The organism is Sulfitobacter sp. AS92, assembly GCF_038900015.1.
Taxonomy (GTDB): domain Bacteria; phylum Pseudomonadota; class Alphaproteobacteria; order Rhodobacterales; family Rhodobacteraceae; genus Sulfitobacter.
On record NZ_JBBMQL010000008.1, the window covers coordinates 38,472 to 54,296 of the forward strand.

Sequence of the window (15,825 nt, forward strand, 5' to 3'; positions counted from 1 at the left end):
CGCTCGGGCTGTTTATGCTAGTCTCAAGGAGAATGGTGACGGCTCCACCCACAAAATTCCGATGATTTTTTAATCACCATAGAGATGGGTAAGAGCCATCGCTGAGGCATCAAATGGGCGCCTGACAGCGGGTTTTGCCCAAATATGGGGCGGAAATTTCTGGACGCGTCTTATTTTTAGGCGTCGCGAGAATCTAGAATTGCCTGACTGCAGCGGCCCCATTCTAAGGGCCGCTGCAGGAATTAGATGCCGATCAGGGACGCAGCATAACCTTCCCGCCACGGCCTGTGGTCACCGCGGCTTTCATCGCTTCGGTCACCTCTGCCAGCGGGTAGATGCCGCCGGTGTCGAGCGGAAGCTGACCCTTGGCCGCCAGTTGCACCAGTTCGCCGATCAAACGAACGCGAGTCTCAGGTGCCATCTCGCCGCTGACCCGCGACCCCCAGAAGCCTTTGACGGTGATGTGCTTCATGATCAGCTCGCCAGAGGACATGGTGAGCGGTTGGCCAGTTGCCGTGCCGAAAACGATCAGCTCGCCATCTTTGCCCAAAAGCTCAACCAACTGACCGCCTAGCTCGCCGCCGACAGAGTCGATTGCCGACACTGCACCAGCTTTGCCGATCAGCTCACGCGCTTTGCTCTGCCAATCCGCGTCATCGGTGGAAAGGACGTTTTCCGCACCCGTCTCGCGCAGTTCTTCGGCGGCTCCGTCGCGGCGCACAAGGTTCAGCAATTTGACGCCCCGCGCTTTGGCCAAACCGACCATAATCTTGCCCACTGCACCATTGGCAGCGGTCTGAATCAGCCAGTCGCCTTCGCCGACTTTCAGTGTCTCCAGCAGTGACAGGGCGCTGAATGGCATGGCGATCAGCTGCGCGCCCGCCTCGTCCGAGATTGCTTCGGGCAGGGGCAGCAGACCTGCGGCGGGGGCGGTGAAATATTCGGCCCATGCACCGTGGAAGCCAGCCGCCGTGACGCGTTTGCCGATCAGCGAATCATCAACGCCTTCACCGACGGCTTCAACAATGCCGAGCGCTTCAGACCCGCAAACAGCACCGGGCAGTTCGGGCTTGTAGCCATAGTTGCCGCGCACGGTCCAAAGATCGTGGTTGTGGATGGGCGACAGCACCATGCGGATCAACGCTTCGCCAGCGGCGGGCGCGGGCGTGTCGGTTTCGCGGGTGGTCAGAACATCGGCGGGTTCGCCGAAGGTGTCGTGGATGGCAGCAAACATGCTGTTTCCTTTCAGGTTGGGAGTTGGTCCCGGGTGGGGGAGAGTTGGGCAGAGGTTTCGGCCCGGGCCATGCGCAAAGGCGCGTCGCTACGGGCTAGTTTGGCGAGCACCGCAGCACCTAGCCATTTGGCATAGAGCATACGGGCGGTGGTTTCAGGATCGTCCAGCGCGCGCACGGAGCCATCTTGCGCACCGTGCCGCAACAATTGCGCGATACGGTTTACCAAAGCGTCAACACCTTGATCCAGCGTATCGCGCATCGGGTCCGACAGATCAGCGACTTCGGACCCAAGTTTGACCACCAGACAGGCGCTGGCGATCCCCGGCGCGCTGGATTGGCTCAGCCATGCGTCCCAGAAACTATCAAGCTTATCACCCGCTTGGCCCGGCCCTGCTATGAGCGCGTCAACACGGGTAAGGTAACCCTCTACATAGTCGGCAAGCATCGCCGTGCCGAAGGCCTCTTTCGATGCAAAATAATAGTAGAAAGAACCCTTGGGCACGCCGCTCTCGCTCAGGATACGCGATAGGCCAACGCCCGAGAACCCGTGCCGCAGCACGAGGCTACGTCCGGTGTCCAAGATGCGTTGCCGCGTTTGGTCTGATTTCTTTGTCTTAATCATAGGGGGTATCTATTCAGTAATAGACCGGTCGTCTAGCGCCCTCTCGTAAACGTGAGGCGATGGGTTTTGGACAGGGGCATTGGTAAAAGACCCGTGGAAAAACCTATCCTCTGCGAATCAAATATATTAGATTTTTGACAATGCCCTTATGAATGGAATAGTGCGATGGACCAGAAAATTGCTTTGATCACGGGTGCCGGCAGCGGCGTTGGCTTGGCCTGTGCGCAGCAACTCGCGCGAGACGGTTTCACCGTGGTTCTGACCGGGCGGCGGCAAGACAAGATTGACGAGGCACGCGCAACGCTTGCGGGAGAGGAGCATCTGGCCGTCGCCGCCGATGTGGGTGTCGAGGCGGATGTTGCCGCGCTGTTTGAAAAGATTGAAACCACCTTCGGGCGGTTGGACCTTCTATTCAACAATGCCGGGCGCAACGGCCCTGCGGTAGAGTTGGACGCGCTGAGCGTTGCGGATTGGAATGACATCGTGGCCACTAACCTAACCGGGTCGTTCCTTTGCGCCCGTGCGGCCTTTGCGCTGATGAAACGGCAAGAACCAAAAGGCGGGCGGATTATTAACAACGGCTCGATCAGCGCGCATGTTCCGCGGCCCTTATCCGTCCCTTATACGGCCACAAAACATGCGATCACCGGACTTACCCGCGCGTTATCACTTGATGGTCGATCGCATGACATTGCTTGCGGACAGATCGACATCGGCAATGCGGCGAGTGAGATGACAGAGCGTATGAAAGCGGGCATCTTGCAGCCCAACGGCAGCCGGATGTCAGAGCCGCGCATGGATGTGAACGACGTTGCAGCGACGCTGTCTTACATGGCGAAACTGTCACCGGATGCAAACGCGATGTTCGTCACCGTTATGGCCACCAAGATGCCCTTCGCCGGACGCGGGTAGGCGGTTAAAGTATTTTGCCCGGGTTCATTAAGTGGCCCGGGTCAAGTGTTGCCTTAATCTGCTCCATCAACTCCAGCGCAACCGGATCTTTATAGCGGCGCAGCTCAGCGCGTTTGAAGGTGCCGATGCCGTGTTCCGCCGAAAAAGAACCGCCCATTTGATGCACGATATCATGCACGATGCGGTTGAAGGCTCCGTATTCCGCCAGAAAATCGGCATCTGCCATATCCACGGGGCGTGACAGATTGAAATGCAAGTTCCCGTCGCCGAAATGGCCAAAGGGGCAGGGCCGCAGGCCGGGCATGTGATCCATGCAGGCTTGGGTCGCCTCGTGAATGAAATCGGCCACGCGGGAGACCGGGACAGATACGTCATGTTTGATCGACGCGCCCTCAGGCTTCTGCGCTTCTGAGAGGTTTTCCCGCAGGGCCCAAAGCGCGTCCTTTTGCGCCTCAGATGCGCCGATCACCGCGTCGACGATCTCTTCCGCCTCAAACGCTACTTCCAACGCGTTTTCGAGCCGCGTATCGAGGTCCGCCTGCGCGCCATTGCCAGTGAGTTCGATCAGACAATAAGCGGGATGCGCCTCTGCCAGTGGATCACTACACCCCGGCGCGTGGTCGATCACCATTTGCAGGCCAAGCCGGTCGATATACTCAAAAGTAGAGAGTGTATCAGCAGCTTGCCCACGCATCCGGGCGTAGAGAGCAAGCGCAGGCTCGGGACCGGTGCAGGCCACCAATGTCGTGGCGCGGGCGGTCGGTTTGGGGAAGAGTTTGATGACTGCCGCAGTGATGATCCCAAGCGTGCCTTCGGCCCCGATAAAAAGGTGCTTAAGATCAAACCCAGTGTTGTTTTTCCGCAAGCCGTTAAGGTCGTTCAGCACACGGCCATCGGGCAGCACCACTTCGACACCCAGAACCAGATCGCGGGTATTGCCGTAACGCAGCACCGCCGTTCCGCCCGCGTTGGTCGACAGGTTGCCGCCGATTTGGCAGGAGCCTTCGGAAGCTAAAGACAGCGGGAATAGCGCATCGACCCCATCAGCAGCGGCTTGAATGTTCGCCAGAATGCAGCCCGCTTCGACCGTCATAGTCGCATTGGTTGGGTCGACTTGGCGAATTTGGTTCAAACGCTCAGTCGTCAGGATTACCCCACCATCCGGCACGCCGCCGCCTGCAAGTCCGGTGTTGCCACCCTGCGGGGTCACCGGCACCTGTGCTGCGTGGCACAGGCGCATGCAGGTGGCGACCTCCTCGGTTGAACCTGGGCGCAGCAAGGCCAGCGCCGTGCCGCGCCGCATTCCGCGGTCTTCGATAAGCCGGGCGTCAAAGTCTTTCGCGTTGGTCACGACATATGTGGCACCGATGGCTTGGCGTAGGTCGTCAAGCAGAGCGCTATGGTCGCGCGCATCTGTTTGAGGCAGGTCGCGCGGCGCGGTCAGAGTGGTCATTGGGTCAATCCTTCAACGCTGGTCGGCTTCGGCCTTTTTGCGCGCGGCCTCGCGCAGTTTGCTGATGGTGGTCCGGGTCGAGATTTGCTCAGGGTCGGTCACCAGTTCGATCAGTGCGGGGCGGCCACTCTCGCAGGCACGTGTGAAGGCGGCGGCGAAATCCTCTGTTTTGGTCACTCGTTCGGCATGGGCACCGAGCCCTTCGGCCATTTTGACGAAATCTTGGTTCTGCAGCGTAGTGCCCGAGATCCGTTCGGGGTGGTCGCGTTCTTGGTGCATGCGGATCGTGCCGTAGATGCCGTTGTTGAACAGCAGCACGATGGGCCGCCCGCCATATTGCGCGGCGGTGGCCAGTTCGTTGCCGCTCATCATAAAACCGCCATCACCAACGAAGGAGAGCGTCAGCCGTTCGGGCTCGGCAATCGACGCGGCAACAGCGGCGGGCACGGAATACCCCATCGCACCACAGGTCGAACCGACAATTCGCCCTGGACGGCCAAAGCGTAAAAAGCGCTGCGCCCAGCCGGTGTGGTTGCCCGCATCAAGCGTGACCACCACATCGTCCGGCAGCTCATCGCGCAGCTGCGCAAGTGCGACCCCCATGTCGAGTTCCCAGTCCCTGCCATTGGGCGCTTCGGTATCGGTGAGGTAATCGGCGTGCAGCTTTTCGCACCATACGTCCCATGCCTCAGCGCGGCCCAGATCGACACCGTCCAATGCAGCAGCGACAGAGACAGGTGCGGCGGCAATCCCCAGATCCGGCGAATAGACGCGCCCGATTTCATCCGCGTCGGGATAGACATGGACTAGCCGCGTGTCAGGGTTGGGCGATTGCATGGTGGTGTAGGTTTTGGTCGTCATTTCTCCCAGTCGCGCACCGATCACCACGAGGAGGTCCGCCTCACGCTGATGCGCGTAAAGGCTGGGCGCGGTGGAGGTGCCGAAATCGCCAGCAAAGACGGGCGAGAGGTTGTTCACGATGTCCTGACGCCGGAACGAGGTGGTGACCGGAATTTTGTTGGCCTCGGCAAAGCGGGTGATGGCCGCGGCACTTTCATCCGACCAGCCCGAGCCGCCGAGCAGGAGCAAAGGCCGCTCGGCCTGCGCAATTTCGGTTTTGAGCATATCAAGGTCATCGGGAGACAGCCCTGCATGAGTGGCCGTATAGGGCCGCGCATCGGCGACCGAGACCACCTCGGTCAGCATGTCTTCGGGCAGGGAGATCACCACCGGACCGGGACGGCCCGAGGTCGCCACGCGGAAGGCGCGGGCCATGTATTCCGGCACGCGCGCCGGGTCGTCGATTTGGGTGGCCCATTTGGCGATCGGGCCGAACATGGCGCGGTAGTCGACTTCCTGGAACGCTTCACGGTCAGTCGTGTCGCGGGCGATCTGCCCCACCAGCAGGATCATCGGCGTGCTGTCTTGTTGCGCGATATGCACACCGATTGCCGCGTGGCAGGCGCCGGGGCCACGGGTGACCATGCAGATGCCGGGCTTGCCGGTGAGCTTTCCATAGGTCTCGGCCATATTGGCGGCCCCGGCCTCGTGCCTTGCGTTGATAAGGCTGAACTTGTCCTGCACATCATGCAGCGCATCCAGCACCTCAAGATAGCTTTCGCCCGGCACGCAATAGGCGGTGTCGGCACCGTGGATCAGCAGTTGATCCACAAGGACCTGTCCGCCGGTCCGCGCCTTGAGGGAAGTTTTTTGCAGCATGGAGAAGGCTCCGTTTCGTTCGTTCTAAGATTTAAGTATGGGTCGCCGGTTGGCTTTTCGGATTGGGGTTTCTGGACCTTTGGAAGACCAGAATAATGCCCGCGATGACAAGCCCCGAGGCGGTGAGCCGTAGATCAGGGTAGATCAGCAGCAGCGACGCACCGAAAAGCACCACCGACAACACGTTGGACAGCCTCCCAAAGTAGTAGCGTTGCAATGCGGCCGCCAGCAGGATGACCCCGGTGGTGGCCTGCAACAGGACCAGTGTGATCTGGGTGACCGAGCCTTGCATCAGGATCGCCGGTTCATAGACGAACATGAAGGGCACGATAAAGCCGGTCGCACCGAGTTTCACCGCAGCCCAGCTCGCCTCAACGATCTTGGCATGCGACAGGGTGTTGGCCGCATAGACCGCCATGGCGACGGGGGGTGTGATGGCCGACAGGATCGCGAAGTAGAACACGAAGAGGTGCGCCGCTTCGACCTGAACGCCCAGTTTCACCAGCGCCGGAACCAGCAGGGCGACCTGCACGATATAGGCGGGTGTTGTCGGCATCCCCATACCAAGGATGATGCCCGCGATCATCGACAGGAACAACGCGATAACCAGCGTGTCTTGCGCCGCTTCGATCACAAAGTTCGAGAAGGTGAGGCCAAGGCCGGTAATGTCGATTACGCCAACCACGATGCCCGCACAGGCACAGGCCGCAGCAATAGCCAGTACGTTGCGTGCCCCGCCTTCGAGAGCATCAAGGATGTTGTCGACGGTGACGTAATGGCGCGTCGTTTTGCGCATGGCCGCCACCGGCACAACCGAGATGATCCCGCAAAGCGCCGCATAGGGGGCCGAGTAGCCCATCATCAGTACACCGACGATGGTCACTAGAGGCAAAAACAGGTGGCCGCGTTCGAGCAAGACAATCTTGAGCGGAATTTGGTCTTCTTTGGGGACCGAACCAATGCCTTTGCGCTTGGCCTCGAAATGGACCGCAGCAAAGAGCGCGACATAGAACAGAATGGCCGGAGCCAGCGCGTATTTCGCAACTGTCAGATATCCCACGCCGAGGTATTCCGCCATGACAAAGGCCGCAGCCCCCATGACCGGCGGCATGATCTGACCGCCAGTTGAGGCCACGGCTTCAACCGCGCCCGCGAATGCGGGCTTAAAGCCCATGCGTTTCATCAGCGGGATGGAGAAGGTGCCGGTGGTCATTACGTTGGCCACGGCAGAGCCGGAGACCGAGCCGAAAAGACCCGAGGTCACGCAAGCCACTTTTGCCGGGCCGCCAACCTGACGCCCGGTGAGGGCCACGGCGAAATCCATGAAGAGTTGGCCCACGCCCATCCGCTCAACCAACGAGCCAAACAGGATGAACAGCACCATATAAGTCGCCGATACCGCAATTGGGATGCCGAAGATGCCTTCGGGGGTCATGAACAGCTGCTCAAGGATCACCGAGGGGAGGGTCGAGGTGAAGGCCAGACCGTAGCCGAGGAATAGAAGGGCGGTGATCGGCAACATCGGCCCAAGCATCCGTCGGGTTGCCTCAAGCAGCAGAACCACAAGGGTGATCCCCACCACGATGTCCATCGGCATCAACGGATCGACGTAGAGGAACCGCTGCGTGATGTAATTGAGGTTGAAGGACGGGTAGAGTGCAGCACTCGCCGCGACCAGACCGATCACCACGTCATACCAACTCGGCACATCGTTGCGCAGACCTTTGCGGTCGACGGTCAGGAAAATCAGCAAAAGCGCGAGCGCGACGTGCACGCCCCGCATGATATAAGGGTTGGGCGGGCCAACGAAGGCGACGTAGAGATGCCACACAGCCATACCGACCAGGATCAGCCTTGCTATACGGGTAATCAGGGGCATCTTGTCCAGTAAGATTGACAGTTGCATGGGGGTTCTCGCGTCTAGAGTGGAAGGTGGCCGGAAGCACAGCTGCGCTTAGCGCGCGCGGCGGGGCCCAGTATGGGATTGGGTCGGGCGGAGCGTGCTGCCCCGGCCGACCCGTTTTCCGTCAAGGGTAGATTACATCCCCGAGACGCCACGCTCGGCGTAGAACTCTTTCGCGGCGGGGTGGAAGGGCACGCCGATGTCGGTGGCCATTTCCTCAACCGTCAGGTCCGCCATGGATTTGCTGATCGCGGCAAAGCTGTCGTTGTTGTCGGCAATTGCCCCAAGCACGGATTTAATGATCTCACCGTCGTAGTCGCAAGGTGCGACCATATGGGTGTCGTAGCTGATGGCGTGTACGGTCTCATCAAAACCGGGGTAGGCGCCGGCTTTGACTTCGCGACGCTGGAAAGCGGCGTTCTGATCCTTAAAGTAGGCGAAGGTCTCTTCGTCGACATCAATCAGGCGGATTTTGCGCGAAGAGGCGAGGTCCATAACCGAACCGGTTGGCAGGGACGAACCCAGCGTGAAGAAATCGGCCTGACCGTCTTTCATCTGCGAGGCAGAGTCGGAGTAGGAGGTGTTGGCCACGCTATCCAGATCATCGAACGTCATGTCGGCCGTCGACAAAAGCTCGCGCGTCAAGAACTCGCCGGTGTTGCCGAGCTGCTGAGTTGTCAGGCGCTTGCCCTTCATGTCGGCGATGGTTTTGATGCCGGAATCTTCAAGCGCGACGATCTGGAAATACTGCGGATAGAGAATGCCTAGGTTGCAGACATTGCTGGTCGCCTTGCGGAATGGCTCCTTGCCGGTGAGGCTGTCCACGGTCGAGATCGAGTTGGCGAATGCGATGCCGAAACGGCCCGCGTCTACACCCACCACATTCGACACGCCAGCACCCGGGGTCACAGTGATGTCCATGCCGGGGTTTTCGCGCTCGACGATCGCCTTGATCGCGCCGCCCACTGGATACCAAGAACCGCCCTGCTGGCCAGTCGCCATAACAAAGCTTTGCGCATGTGCGGCAACGCCTGCGACGGCGAAAAGGATGGTGGCCGCAGTGGTGCGGCGTAACGATTTGAACATAGGTGACATAGAAACTCCTCCCGAGTTTTAACTGTGTTTCGGCAGTAACTGGATGGGTTCCGGGCTCCCCCCTGATACCCTCATGCCGTAGGTCTGCAGACTGGGGGGGAATCGCAAGCCTGTCAATTAAAAATACAAATCAAGGCATATTTCCTCTTACTTGTAATGTTGTATTCTGCTTGTAATGGTTCAAACGGCCCTATCTCCTCGTTATTGACAGCTTGTCATACAGGTGGTCCAATCGGTGAAAGGAAGTTGTTATCATGGCAGGAAATCTTCAGGCGACAGCGCCCCTGGTCGATGGTGCCACGCTCAGCGACCAAGTGACCGAGGTGCTTCGGCATAACGTTGTGAATGGTGTCTGGAGCGTGGGCGATGTGCTGCCGTCCGAAACCACTTTGGCGAGTGACTTTGACGTTAGCCGTACGGTAATCCGTGAAGCGGTATCACGTCTCAAAGCGGAGGGGATGCTTTCAAGTCGGCAAGGTCGCGGCGCGTTTGTTGCCAGTGATCGGCCTCGACAAGGGTTTGCGATTCCTGAGCAGGATGTGGAAAGCCAACGCAAACTTGAGCAAATTCTAGAATTGCGCATGGGTCTAGAGATTGAGGCCGCAGCCATCGCTGCCGCCCGCGCGACGCCGGAGGCCCGTAATGAAATCCAGCGCGCCGCCGCGGACTACGACCGAAGCAACAAGATTGGCGGTCCTGCCGTTGCAAGCGGGGTCAGTGCCGACCTCGCCTTTCACCGCGCGGTCTGTGAGGCCACCGGGAACAGTTATTATCTAAGTCTGTTTAACTATCTTGTCGCCAGTCTGCGGGAGACGATGCTGGCCGGGCGGCTTCAAGCGCTCAAACGCGGAGGCGAAAGCCGGGATGCCATTCAGGAGCATTATGACATCGCAACTTCCATCGCCCAAGGCGATGCGGAAAATGCCCGTCAGCGGATGCGAGACCACCTACAGATGTCGAGCGCGCGTCTCTTGGCGCAGCTCAAGACAGAAGACGGGTTGGGCGAATGACGATACCTGCAGCACTTCATGATGCACTTGCCAGGCCTGCGTCTCTTACGATTGCATTGAGCGGTGGGATTGACAGCCTGACCCTTTCTGCCGCGGCAGCCAAAGTGCGGGGAGCGGCGGGAGTCACGCTTTGCCATGCGGTGTCGGCAGCGGTTCCCTCAGCGGCAACGGCACGGGTAAAAGAATTCGCAGCCGCTTGGGGTGCGCCGCTTAGGCTGGTGGATGCGGGCGAATTTGCCGATCCGTCCTACCGCGCCAACCCGGTGAACCGCTGTTATTTCTGCAAGACGAACCTTTACGGCACATTGGCACGCATGGGGCCGCTGGTGGCGGCGGGCACCAATACCGATGATCTGACAGACTACCGCCCCGGTTTGCAGGCGGCGGCAGAGCATGGCGTGCTGCATCCTTTTGTCGATGCGCAGATGTCAAAAGCAGATGTGCGCGCGCTGGCGCGGGTGCTCGGGCTGGGGGAACTGGCGGAATTGCCAGCGGCTCCTTGTTTGGCCAGCCGGATCGAGACCGGCCTGCGGGTGGAGCCTGCGGACTTGGCGGTGATCGATCGGGTCGAGACGTTACTGCGCGGGGAGTTGGGCAATATCACCCTGCGTTGCCGCCTGTTGCGCGGGGGCTGGGTGGTTGAGGTCGACCAGCTTGCGCACGACGGTCTTACTGCCTCTCAGCGTGCGATGGTTTTAGCGCAGGTCCGGCAGGAAACAGATGACGGGCGCGCGGTTGACCTGCGGCCCTATTCAAGAGGAAGTGCATTTGTCCATCAATGAGAGAGGCCCCGGCGGGCATCCAGACGTGACCTTTGACCGGGGGCGCGGGGGGCGCATCGGCATCGAAGAAGCCGTGCTTTGCGAGCATAAGTCGGTGCCGCAAATCGCCGCGATCATCGGCGACGCGGCGGCCGAGGGGCGCAGGCTTTTGCTGACCCGGCTGACGGCAGAACAGTTTGACGGCTTGCCGGACAATCTGGCCCAATCGGTCGATTACTGCACCGCCTCGCGCACCGCCATTCTAGGAGAGATCGGGCCCTTGGCCCGCGATCCCCGCATCGCCCTCGTCAGTGCAGGCACCTCTGATTACGCGCCCATGGCCGAAGCGCGGCGCACGCTGGCCTATGGCGGCATGGACGCGACCGAAGTGTCGGATGTAGGCGTGGCCGGGCTGTGGCGGCTGCTCGCGCGGGAAGAAATGCTGCGTGAAATGGATGTCGTGATTGTCTTTGCCGGGATGGACGCGGCCCTGCCGTCGGTCGTGGCCGGGCTTGTGCCGGGGGTGGTGATTGGTGTGCCGACCTCCGTGGGCTATGGTGTGGCCCGCGGCGGGAGGGTCGCGCTCGATTCGATACTCGCCAGCTGTGCGCCGGGGGTGACGGTGGTGAATATCGACAACGGCTATGGGGCTGCGACTTCGGCCTTGCGGCTGGCCAATATGATGCGCCGCGCCGCGGCGGGGGAGTGACCGGTGACAGCGCCGAAACTGAAGATCAAGAAACGCCAGACACTGGCCGATCAGCTATACGGGCAGGTGCTAGAGCAGATCGTGTCGAACAAGCTGGTGCAGGGCGAAAAGCTGCCTTCGGAAAACCAGATTGCCACGGCATTCGGCGTGTCCCGCCCCGTGGTGCGCGAAGCGCTGCGCAAGTTGCAAGAAGATGGTTTGGTCGAGGCACGGCGCGGCGTCGGCACTTTTGTGCGGCGGCGGCCTTCGGAAAAGCTAATTGAATATGCGACGGCCGGGTCTGTCGCCGGTCTGATGCGGGCAATGGAGGCGCGGATCACGGTTGAAAAAGCGACCGCCCGCATGGCCGCACAGAGGGCCAACCCGAAAGACATCGCACGGATTGAGGCGGCGTTGCAGACGCTAGAGGCGTCGATGCAAGCGCGCACCCCGTCCTTTGACGCAGATTACCAGTTCCACCGCGCCATTGCGGCGGCTTCGGGCAATGAGGTCTTCATTCGGATGCTCGATTGCGCGCGGGAGTCCATTGAGCAAGGGATCGACGTCGCGCAAAAGCTGACCCGCGAAGGCTCCCAAGCGCGGATCGATGTGGTGATCGATGAGCATCGCCAAATACTCGAAGCGATCCGCGCAGGTGACAGCGAAGTCGCGGGTGTGTCGATGGCCTATCACCTTTTGCAGGCGCGGACCCGGATCACCGACCACGCCGGAATTGCATAAAGCTAACAGCCCGAAAGGCCATTTTATGATTTACGACCACCGTACCTATTGCTGCCGCCCCGGTACGATCAAGAAACATCTCGCGCTTTATGCTGAGTTTGGATTTCCGGTGCAAAAACGCATCCTTGGCACGCCAGTGATATATGCACAGGTTGAAACGGGCGACGTGAATTCATTCGTGCATATCTGGGTCTATGAGGATGCCGCCGACCGCGCTGCGCGCCGCGCGCAGATGGCGGCGGATCCTGAATGGCAGGCTTATCTGAAGAAGAGCGCAGAGGCGGGGTATTTGGTGAGCCAGACCAATAAGATCCTCATGCCCGTACCGCTCGAAGGTTAAGCGGTACGCCTCCGGCTTGAGGGTTCAGGCCGGAGGCGTGGTTTAGGTGACGATACAGCTTTCGTCGATCCCGCGCCCTTCGTGGAAGGCGCGGATGTTGCTTGCCCAATGGCCGACCATACGTTTGAGGTTATCCTCGCTATGGCCACCGATATGCGGCAGAGGCAGGACGTTATCGAGCCGCAGAAGGGGGTTGTCCGGCTCGACAGGCTCTTCAGTAAACACATCCAAGGCCGCTCCTGCGATGCGTTTATGGGTGAGCGTGTCGATCAAAGCCGCCTCATCAATCAGCCCGCCGCGTCCGGTGTTGACCAGCAGGGCGTCCGATTTCATCCGTGCTAGTTCCGCCGCGCCGATGGTGTGGTGCGATGCCTCGGTCAGCGGCATATGTAGGCTGACGATATCGCAGGTTTCTAAGATTTCGTCCCGCTCGGCATAGCGCGCGGCGGTGCCCTCGGCCTCCCCTGAGCGGCGGTAATAAAGCACCTCGCAGTCAAAACCCGTCAGCCTTTTCGCCACAAGCTGCCCGATGGCACCAAAGCCGATCAGCCCGACCTTTTGACTGCTGAGGTCCCGCGCGCCGGGGACGATCTCCGGCACGATCCACTTGCCCGCGCGGGTGTTGTTATAGTGCAGCGGAATGCGGCGCAGGGCGGCGATCATCATGCCGATGGTGAGATCCGCAATGGTGGGGGCATTAACGCCCGGACTGCGCGCCACGGTCACGCCCATTTCCTTGGCCACATCCACCGGGATCTTGTCATAGCCCGTGCCCCATTGGTGGACGAGACGCACACTATCGGCCCCGCGCAGCACCGAGGCCGGAAGGCCGCGTCCGCGGGGAACGATATAGGCCGCGCCCTTCACCGTCTCGGCAAAATCCTCTTCGGAATAGGACGCCGCAAAGCGCAGGTCCAGCCCTTCGGCATAGCCGCGCACCTTATCCTGCATATCCTGTGGCATCGCGTCGAGCACGGCGACGGGGCCGATCACTGCGCCGCTCATGCCAGAGCCCCGCGCAGGTCTTCGGGTAGCAGCGCCTCAGGCAGGTTCTGGTAGGAAACCGGACGCAGGAAGCGGCGGATCGCCATCGTGCCCACGGATGTCGCGCCGAAGTTTGTGGAGGCCGGGTAGGGGCCACCGTGCACCATGGCGTCACAAACCTCGACCCCGGTGGGGAAGCCGTTCACCAGCACCCGGCCCGCCTTGCGTTCAAGAATAGGCATCAGCGCTTTGGCCGCGTCGGTATCGCCATCGTCCATCTGGATCGTCGCGGTTAACTGGCCCTCAAAACCCTTGGCGAGTTCTTGCATCTCATCACCCGAAGATACCCGCAGCACCAGACCCAAGGGGCCGAAAACCTCTTCGCCAAGTGCGTGGTCTTGTAGGTAGGTATCGGCATCGGTTTCAAAGAGGTTCGGCTGGGCGCTGCGCCCCTCGCTGTCAGTGCTCACCAGCGCGCGCACCGCGTTGCGCCCGGTGAAACGTTCCTTACCGTCGCGGTAGGCCTTGGCGATACCATCGGTCAACATGACTTGTGGGCCGACCTGCTCCAGCGCCTCTTTCGCGGCGGCGACAAAGGCATCGCCCTCGGCACCCTTGGCCACGACCGCGATGCCGGGGTTGGTGCAGAACTGCCCCGCGCCCATGGTCAGCGACCCGGCCCAGCCTGCGCCGATTTCCGCGCCCCGGTTTCGGGTGGCCTCGGCCAGAACGAACATCGGGTTCACCGAGCCCAACTCGCCAAAGAACGGGATCGGCTCGGGGCGTTGCGCGCAGAGATCAAACAGCGCGCGGCCACCGCCGAGGGAGCCGGTAAAGCCCACGGCCTTGATTAGCGGGTGCTGCACCAGCGTCTGGCCCACCTCACGGCTGTTGGCATGGATGAGGGAAAAAACACCGGGATGGATGCCGCATTTCTGGATCGCGGCATGGATCGCTTCGGCGACAATTTCACCTGTGCCGGGGTGGGCGGAATGGCCTTTGACGACGACCGGGCAGCCCGCCGCCAGCGCCGCGGCGGTGTCACCGCCCGCGGTGGAGAACGCCAGCGGGAAGTTCGACGCGCCAAACACTGCGACCGGGCCGATGGGGCGTTGGATCATGCGAATGTCGGGGCGGGGAATCGGCTGGCGCTCGGGCATTGCGCCGTCAACGCGACGGTCCAGATGGGCGCCTTTGCGGATGTGATCGGCAAAGAGGCGAAGCTGCCCCATGGTGCGTCCGCGCTCACCTTGAAGGCGTGCAGTGGGGAGGCCGGATTCGCGCGTGCCAACTTCTGTGATGATCTCGGCGCGGGCCTCCATCTCATCCGCGATGGCGTCAAGGAAATCCGCGCGGCTTTCGCGGCTGGAATAGGCGTAGGACCAAAAGGCGTCCTCGGCGGCTTCGCAGGCTTGGTTCACGTGGGCGGGGGTGCCGCTTTGGAATTGGTTGCTGTCGCCGGTGGCGGGGGAATTGGCGAAGGTTTCCCCGCCGCCGACCCATTCGCCTGCGATCAAGTGCTTGCCGTGGGGGTGAAATTTCTTGCTGTCAGCGCTCATGATCAATCCTTGTCGGTTTGCTGTGTCAAAGTGGGGGAGGGCTGCGCCATGGTTTGCACCAGCGCATCCATCTGCCGCGTGAGCAGCCAAGCGTCGCCCGCGATGGCGACGAATTCGATACCGCTGTCAAAGTAGCGGCGCGCCAGATCGGCGCCATAGCCAAGGATGCCCGCAGGCAGCCCGGCGGCGTGAATGGCATCGACCGCGTCGCGGATCTTGTCTTGGACATCGGGGTGCATCGGGTTGCCGGTATGGCCCATCGCCGAGGACATATCCCCCGGCCCGATAAAGATCGCATCCACGCCGGGCACGGCGGCGATGGCGGGGATCTGGTCAACCGCTTCGGGGGTTTCGACCTGTACGATGACGCATTGAGCGTCGGTATATGTGGTCAGGTAATCCGTCTGCCGCGCATAATTATTGGCGCGGATCGTGGCCGAGATGCCGCGCAGTCCTTCGGGGGGGTAGCGGGTCCATGACACGGCGCGGCGGGCGTCTTCGGCGTTTTGGATCATCGGGAACATCAGATTGCGCACGCCGATATCCAGGAGCCGTTTTGTCATCGTCTGGTCGGATGAGGGCATCCGTACCACCATCTGCGCATCGGGATTGGCACTGCCTGCGGCGCGCAGGTGGTCGGTGATCTGGCTTAGGTCATTCGGCGCATGTTCCATGTCCAGCAAGAGCCAATCGATCCCGCTGCCCGCGGCGATTTCCGTCACCGTAGGAGAGCAGAGCGAGAGCCAAAACCCCGACAGACGGCTGCCGGGCTGGAGCGTTTGTTTCAATGTTTTTCCCGACAT

The 15,825-nt window shown here is 60.9% G+C and carries 15 protein-coding genes; 6 read left to right on the top strand and 9 right to left on the bottom strand.

The features are described from left to right. Positions 1-253: 253 nt before the first annotated feature. Both WNY61_RS14130 and WNY61_RS14135 read right to left on the bottom strand, forming a co-directional pair. The gene (locus tag WNY61_RS14130) at positions 254-1,234 is read right to left on the bottom strand and encodes a zinc-binding dehydrogenase (RefSeq protein WP_342852053.1); all 981 of its coding nucleotides are present in this window, start codon (positions 1,232-1,234) and stop codon (positions 254-256) included. 11 nt (positions 1,235-1,245) lie between these two features. Next, complete coding sequence (locus tag WNY61_RS14135) at positions 1,246-1,857, bottom strand: TetR/AcrR family transcriptional regulator (RefSeq protein ID WP_342852054.1); 612 nt, start codon at positions 1,855-1,857, stop codon at positions 1,246-1,248. Positions 1,858-2,022: 165 nt separating this feature from the next. Between WNY61_RS14135 and WNY61_RS14140 the strand changes: the two genes are divergently transcribed. Continuing rightward, on the top strand, positions 2,023-2,769 hold the full coding sequence (locus tag WNY61_RS14140; RefSeq protein ID WP_342852055.1) for an SDR family oxidoreductase: 747 nt from the start codon (positions 2,023-2,025) through the stop codon (positions 2,767-2,769). A 4-nt stretch (positions 2,770-2,773) separates the two neighbouring features. Here WNY61_RS14140 and WNY61_RS14145 read toward each other — a convergent pair whose 3' ends face one another. The 4 genes from WNY61_RS14145 to WNY61_RS14160 form a co-directional block, all read right to left on the bottom strand. Further along, positions 2,774-4,222 (bottom strand): FAD-binding oxidoreductase, encoded by a 1,449-nt coding sequence (locus tag WNY61_RS14145; protein WP_342852056.1) that lies wholly within the window; start codon positions 4,220-4,222, stop codon positions 2,774-2,776. A 12-nt stretch (positions 4,223-4,234) separates the two neighbouring features. Then, on the bottom strand, positions 4,235-5,941 hold the full coding sequence (locus tag WNY61_RS14150; protein ID WP_342852057.1) for a thiamine pyrophosphate-binding protein: 1,707 nt from the start codon (positions 5,939-5,941) through the stop codon (positions 4,235-4,237). A gap of 31 nt (positions 5,942-5,972) precedes the next feature. After that, a complete protein-coding gene (locus tag WNY61_RS14155; RefSeq protein ID WP_342852058.1) occupies positions 5,973-7,847 on the bottom strand; it encodes a TRAP transporter permease in 1,875 nt (624 codons plus the stop codon). Positions 7,848-7,979: 132 nt separating this feature from the next. Next, a complete protein-coding gene (locus WNY61_RS14160; RefSeq protein WP_342852059.1) occupies positions 7,980-8,939 on the bottom strand; it encodes a TAXI family TRAP transporter solute-binding subunit in 960 nt (319 codons plus the stop codon). Positions 8,940-9,193: 254 nt separating this feature from the next. Between WNY61_RS14160 and WNY61_RS14165 the strand changes: the two genes are divergently transcribed. Genes WNY61_RS14165 through WNY61_RS14185 form a run of 5 tightly spaced genes read left to right on the top strand, consistent with a single transcriptional unit; the run spans position 9,194 to position 12,479 of the window. Continuing rightward, positions 9,194-9,949 carry a FadR/GntR family transcriptional regulator gene (locus WNY61_RS14165; protein WP_342852060.1) on the top strand — a complete coding sequence of 252 codons (756 nt, stop codon included), beginning with the start codon at positions 9,194-9,196 and terminating at the stop codon, positions 9,947-9,949. After that, positions 9,946-10,731, top strand: a complete 786-nt coding sequence (locus WNY61_RS14170) for an adenine nucleotide alpha hydrolase (RefSeq protein ID WP_342852061.1) — start codon at positions 9,946-9,948, stop codon at positions 10,729-10,731. The genes WNY61_RS14165 and WNY61_RS14170 overlap by 4 nt, the downstream gene beginning before the upstream one ends. Continuing rightward, positions 10,712-11,419 (top strand): nickel pincer cofactor biosynthesis protein LarB, encoded by a 708-nt coding sequence (gene larB, locus WNY61_RS14175; RefSeq protein ID WP_342852062.1) that lies wholly within the window; start codon positions 10,712-10,714, stop codon positions 11,417-11,419. The genes WNY61_RS14170 and larB overlap by 20 nt, the downstream gene beginning before the upstream one ends. Positions 11,420-11,422: 3 nt before the next feature. Continuing rightward, the gene (locus WNY61_RS14180; protein ID WP_342852063.1) at positions 11,423-12,139 is read left to right on the top strand and encodes a FadR/GntR family transcriptional regulator; all 717 of its coding nucleotides are present in this window, start codon (positions 11,423-11,425) and stop codon (positions 12,137-12,139) included. 25 nt (positions 12,140-12,164) lie between these two features. Further along, complete coding sequence (locus WNY61_RS14185) at positions 12,165-12,479, top strand: NIPSNAP family protein (RefSeq protein ID WP_342852064.1); 315 nt, start codon at positions 12,165-12,167, stop codon at positions 12,477-12,479. Positions 12,480-12,521: 42 nt separating this feature from the next. Here the strand turns inward: WNY61_RS14185 and WNY61_RS14190 are convergent, their stop codons facing one another. From WNY61_RS14190 to WNY61_RS14200, 3 genes are read right to left on the bottom strand one after another with little or no spacing between them, the layout of a single operon-like run. Further along, entirely contained in the window at positions 12,522-13,484 is a 963-nt protein-coding gene (locus WNY61_RS14190) for a 2-hydroxyacid dehydrogenase (RefSeq protein WP_342852065.1), read from the bottom strand. Further along, a complete protein-coding gene (locus WNY61_RS14195; RefSeq protein WP_342852066.1) occupies positions 13,481-15,022 on the bottom strand; it encodes an aldehyde dehydrogenase (NADP(+)) in 1,542 nt (513 codons plus the stop codon). The genes WNY61_RS14190 and WNY61_RS14195 overlap by 4 nt, the downstream gene beginning before the upstream one ends. A 2-nt stretch (positions 15,023-15,024) precedes the next feature. Further along, positions 15,025-15,810 carry an HpcH/HpaI aldolase/citrate lyase family protein gene (locus WNY61_RS14200; protein ID WP_342852067.1) on the bottom strand — a complete coding sequence of 262 codons (786 nt, stop codon included), beginning with the start codon at positions 15,808-15,810 and terminating at the stop codon, positions 15,025-15,027. Positions 15,811-15,825 lie beyond the last annotated feature (15 nt).

What these genes read in the sequence shown, in the direction of transcription:
- WNY61_RS14130 (WP_342852053.1), bottom strand. Translation starts at nt 1,234, where the DNA reads ATGTTTGCTGCCATCCACGACACCTTCGGCGAACCCGCCGATGTTCTG.
- WNY61_RS14135 (WP_342852054.1), bottom strand. Translation starts at nt 1,857, where the DNA reads ATGATTAAGACAAAGAAATCAGACCAAACGCGGCAACGCATCTTGGAC.
- WNY61_RS14140 (WP_342852055.1), top strand. Translation starts at nt 2,023, where the DNA reads ATGGACCAGAAAATTGCTTTGATCACGGGTGCCGGCAGCGGCGTTGGC.
- WNY61_RS14145 (WP_342852056.1), bottom strand. Translation starts at nt 4,222, where the DNA reads ATGACCACTCTGACCGCGCCGCGCGACCTGCCTCAAACAGATGCGCGC.
- WNY61_RS14150 (WP_342852057.1), bottom strand. Translation starts at nt 5,941, where the DNA reads ATGCTGCAAAAAACTTCCCTCAAGGCGCGGACCGGCGGACAGGTCCTT.
- WNY61_RS14155 (WP_342852058.1), bottom strand. Translation starts at nt 7,847, where the DNA reads ATGCAACTGTCAATCTTACTGGACAAGATGCCCCTGATTACCCGTATA.
- WNY61_RS14160 (WP_342852059.1), bottom strand. Translation starts at nt 8,939, where the DNA reads ATGTCACCTATGTTCAAATCGTTACGCCGCACCACTGCGGCCACCATC.
- WNY61_RS14165 (WP_342852060.1), top strand. Translation starts at nt 9,194, where the DNA reads ATGGCAGGAAATCTTCAGGCGACAGCGCCCCTGGTCGATGGTGCCACG.
- WNY61_RS14170 (WP_342852061.1), top strand. Translation starts at nt 9,946, where the DNA reads ATGACGATACCTGCAGCACTTCATGATGCACTTGCCAGGCCTGCGTCT.
- WNY61_RS14185 (WP_342852064.1), top strand. Translation starts at nt 12,165, where the DNA reads ATGATTTACGACCACCGTACCTATTGCTGCCGCCCCGGTACGATCAAG.
- WNY61_RS14190 (WP_342852065.1), bottom strand. Translation starts at nt 13,484, where the DNA reads ATGAGCGGCGCAGTGATCGGCCCCGTCGCCGTGCTCGACGCGATGCCA.
- WNY61_RS14195 (WP_342852066.1), bottom strand. Translation starts at nt 15,022, where the DNA reads ATGAGCGCTGACAGCAAGAAATTTCACCCCCACGGCAAGCACTTGATC.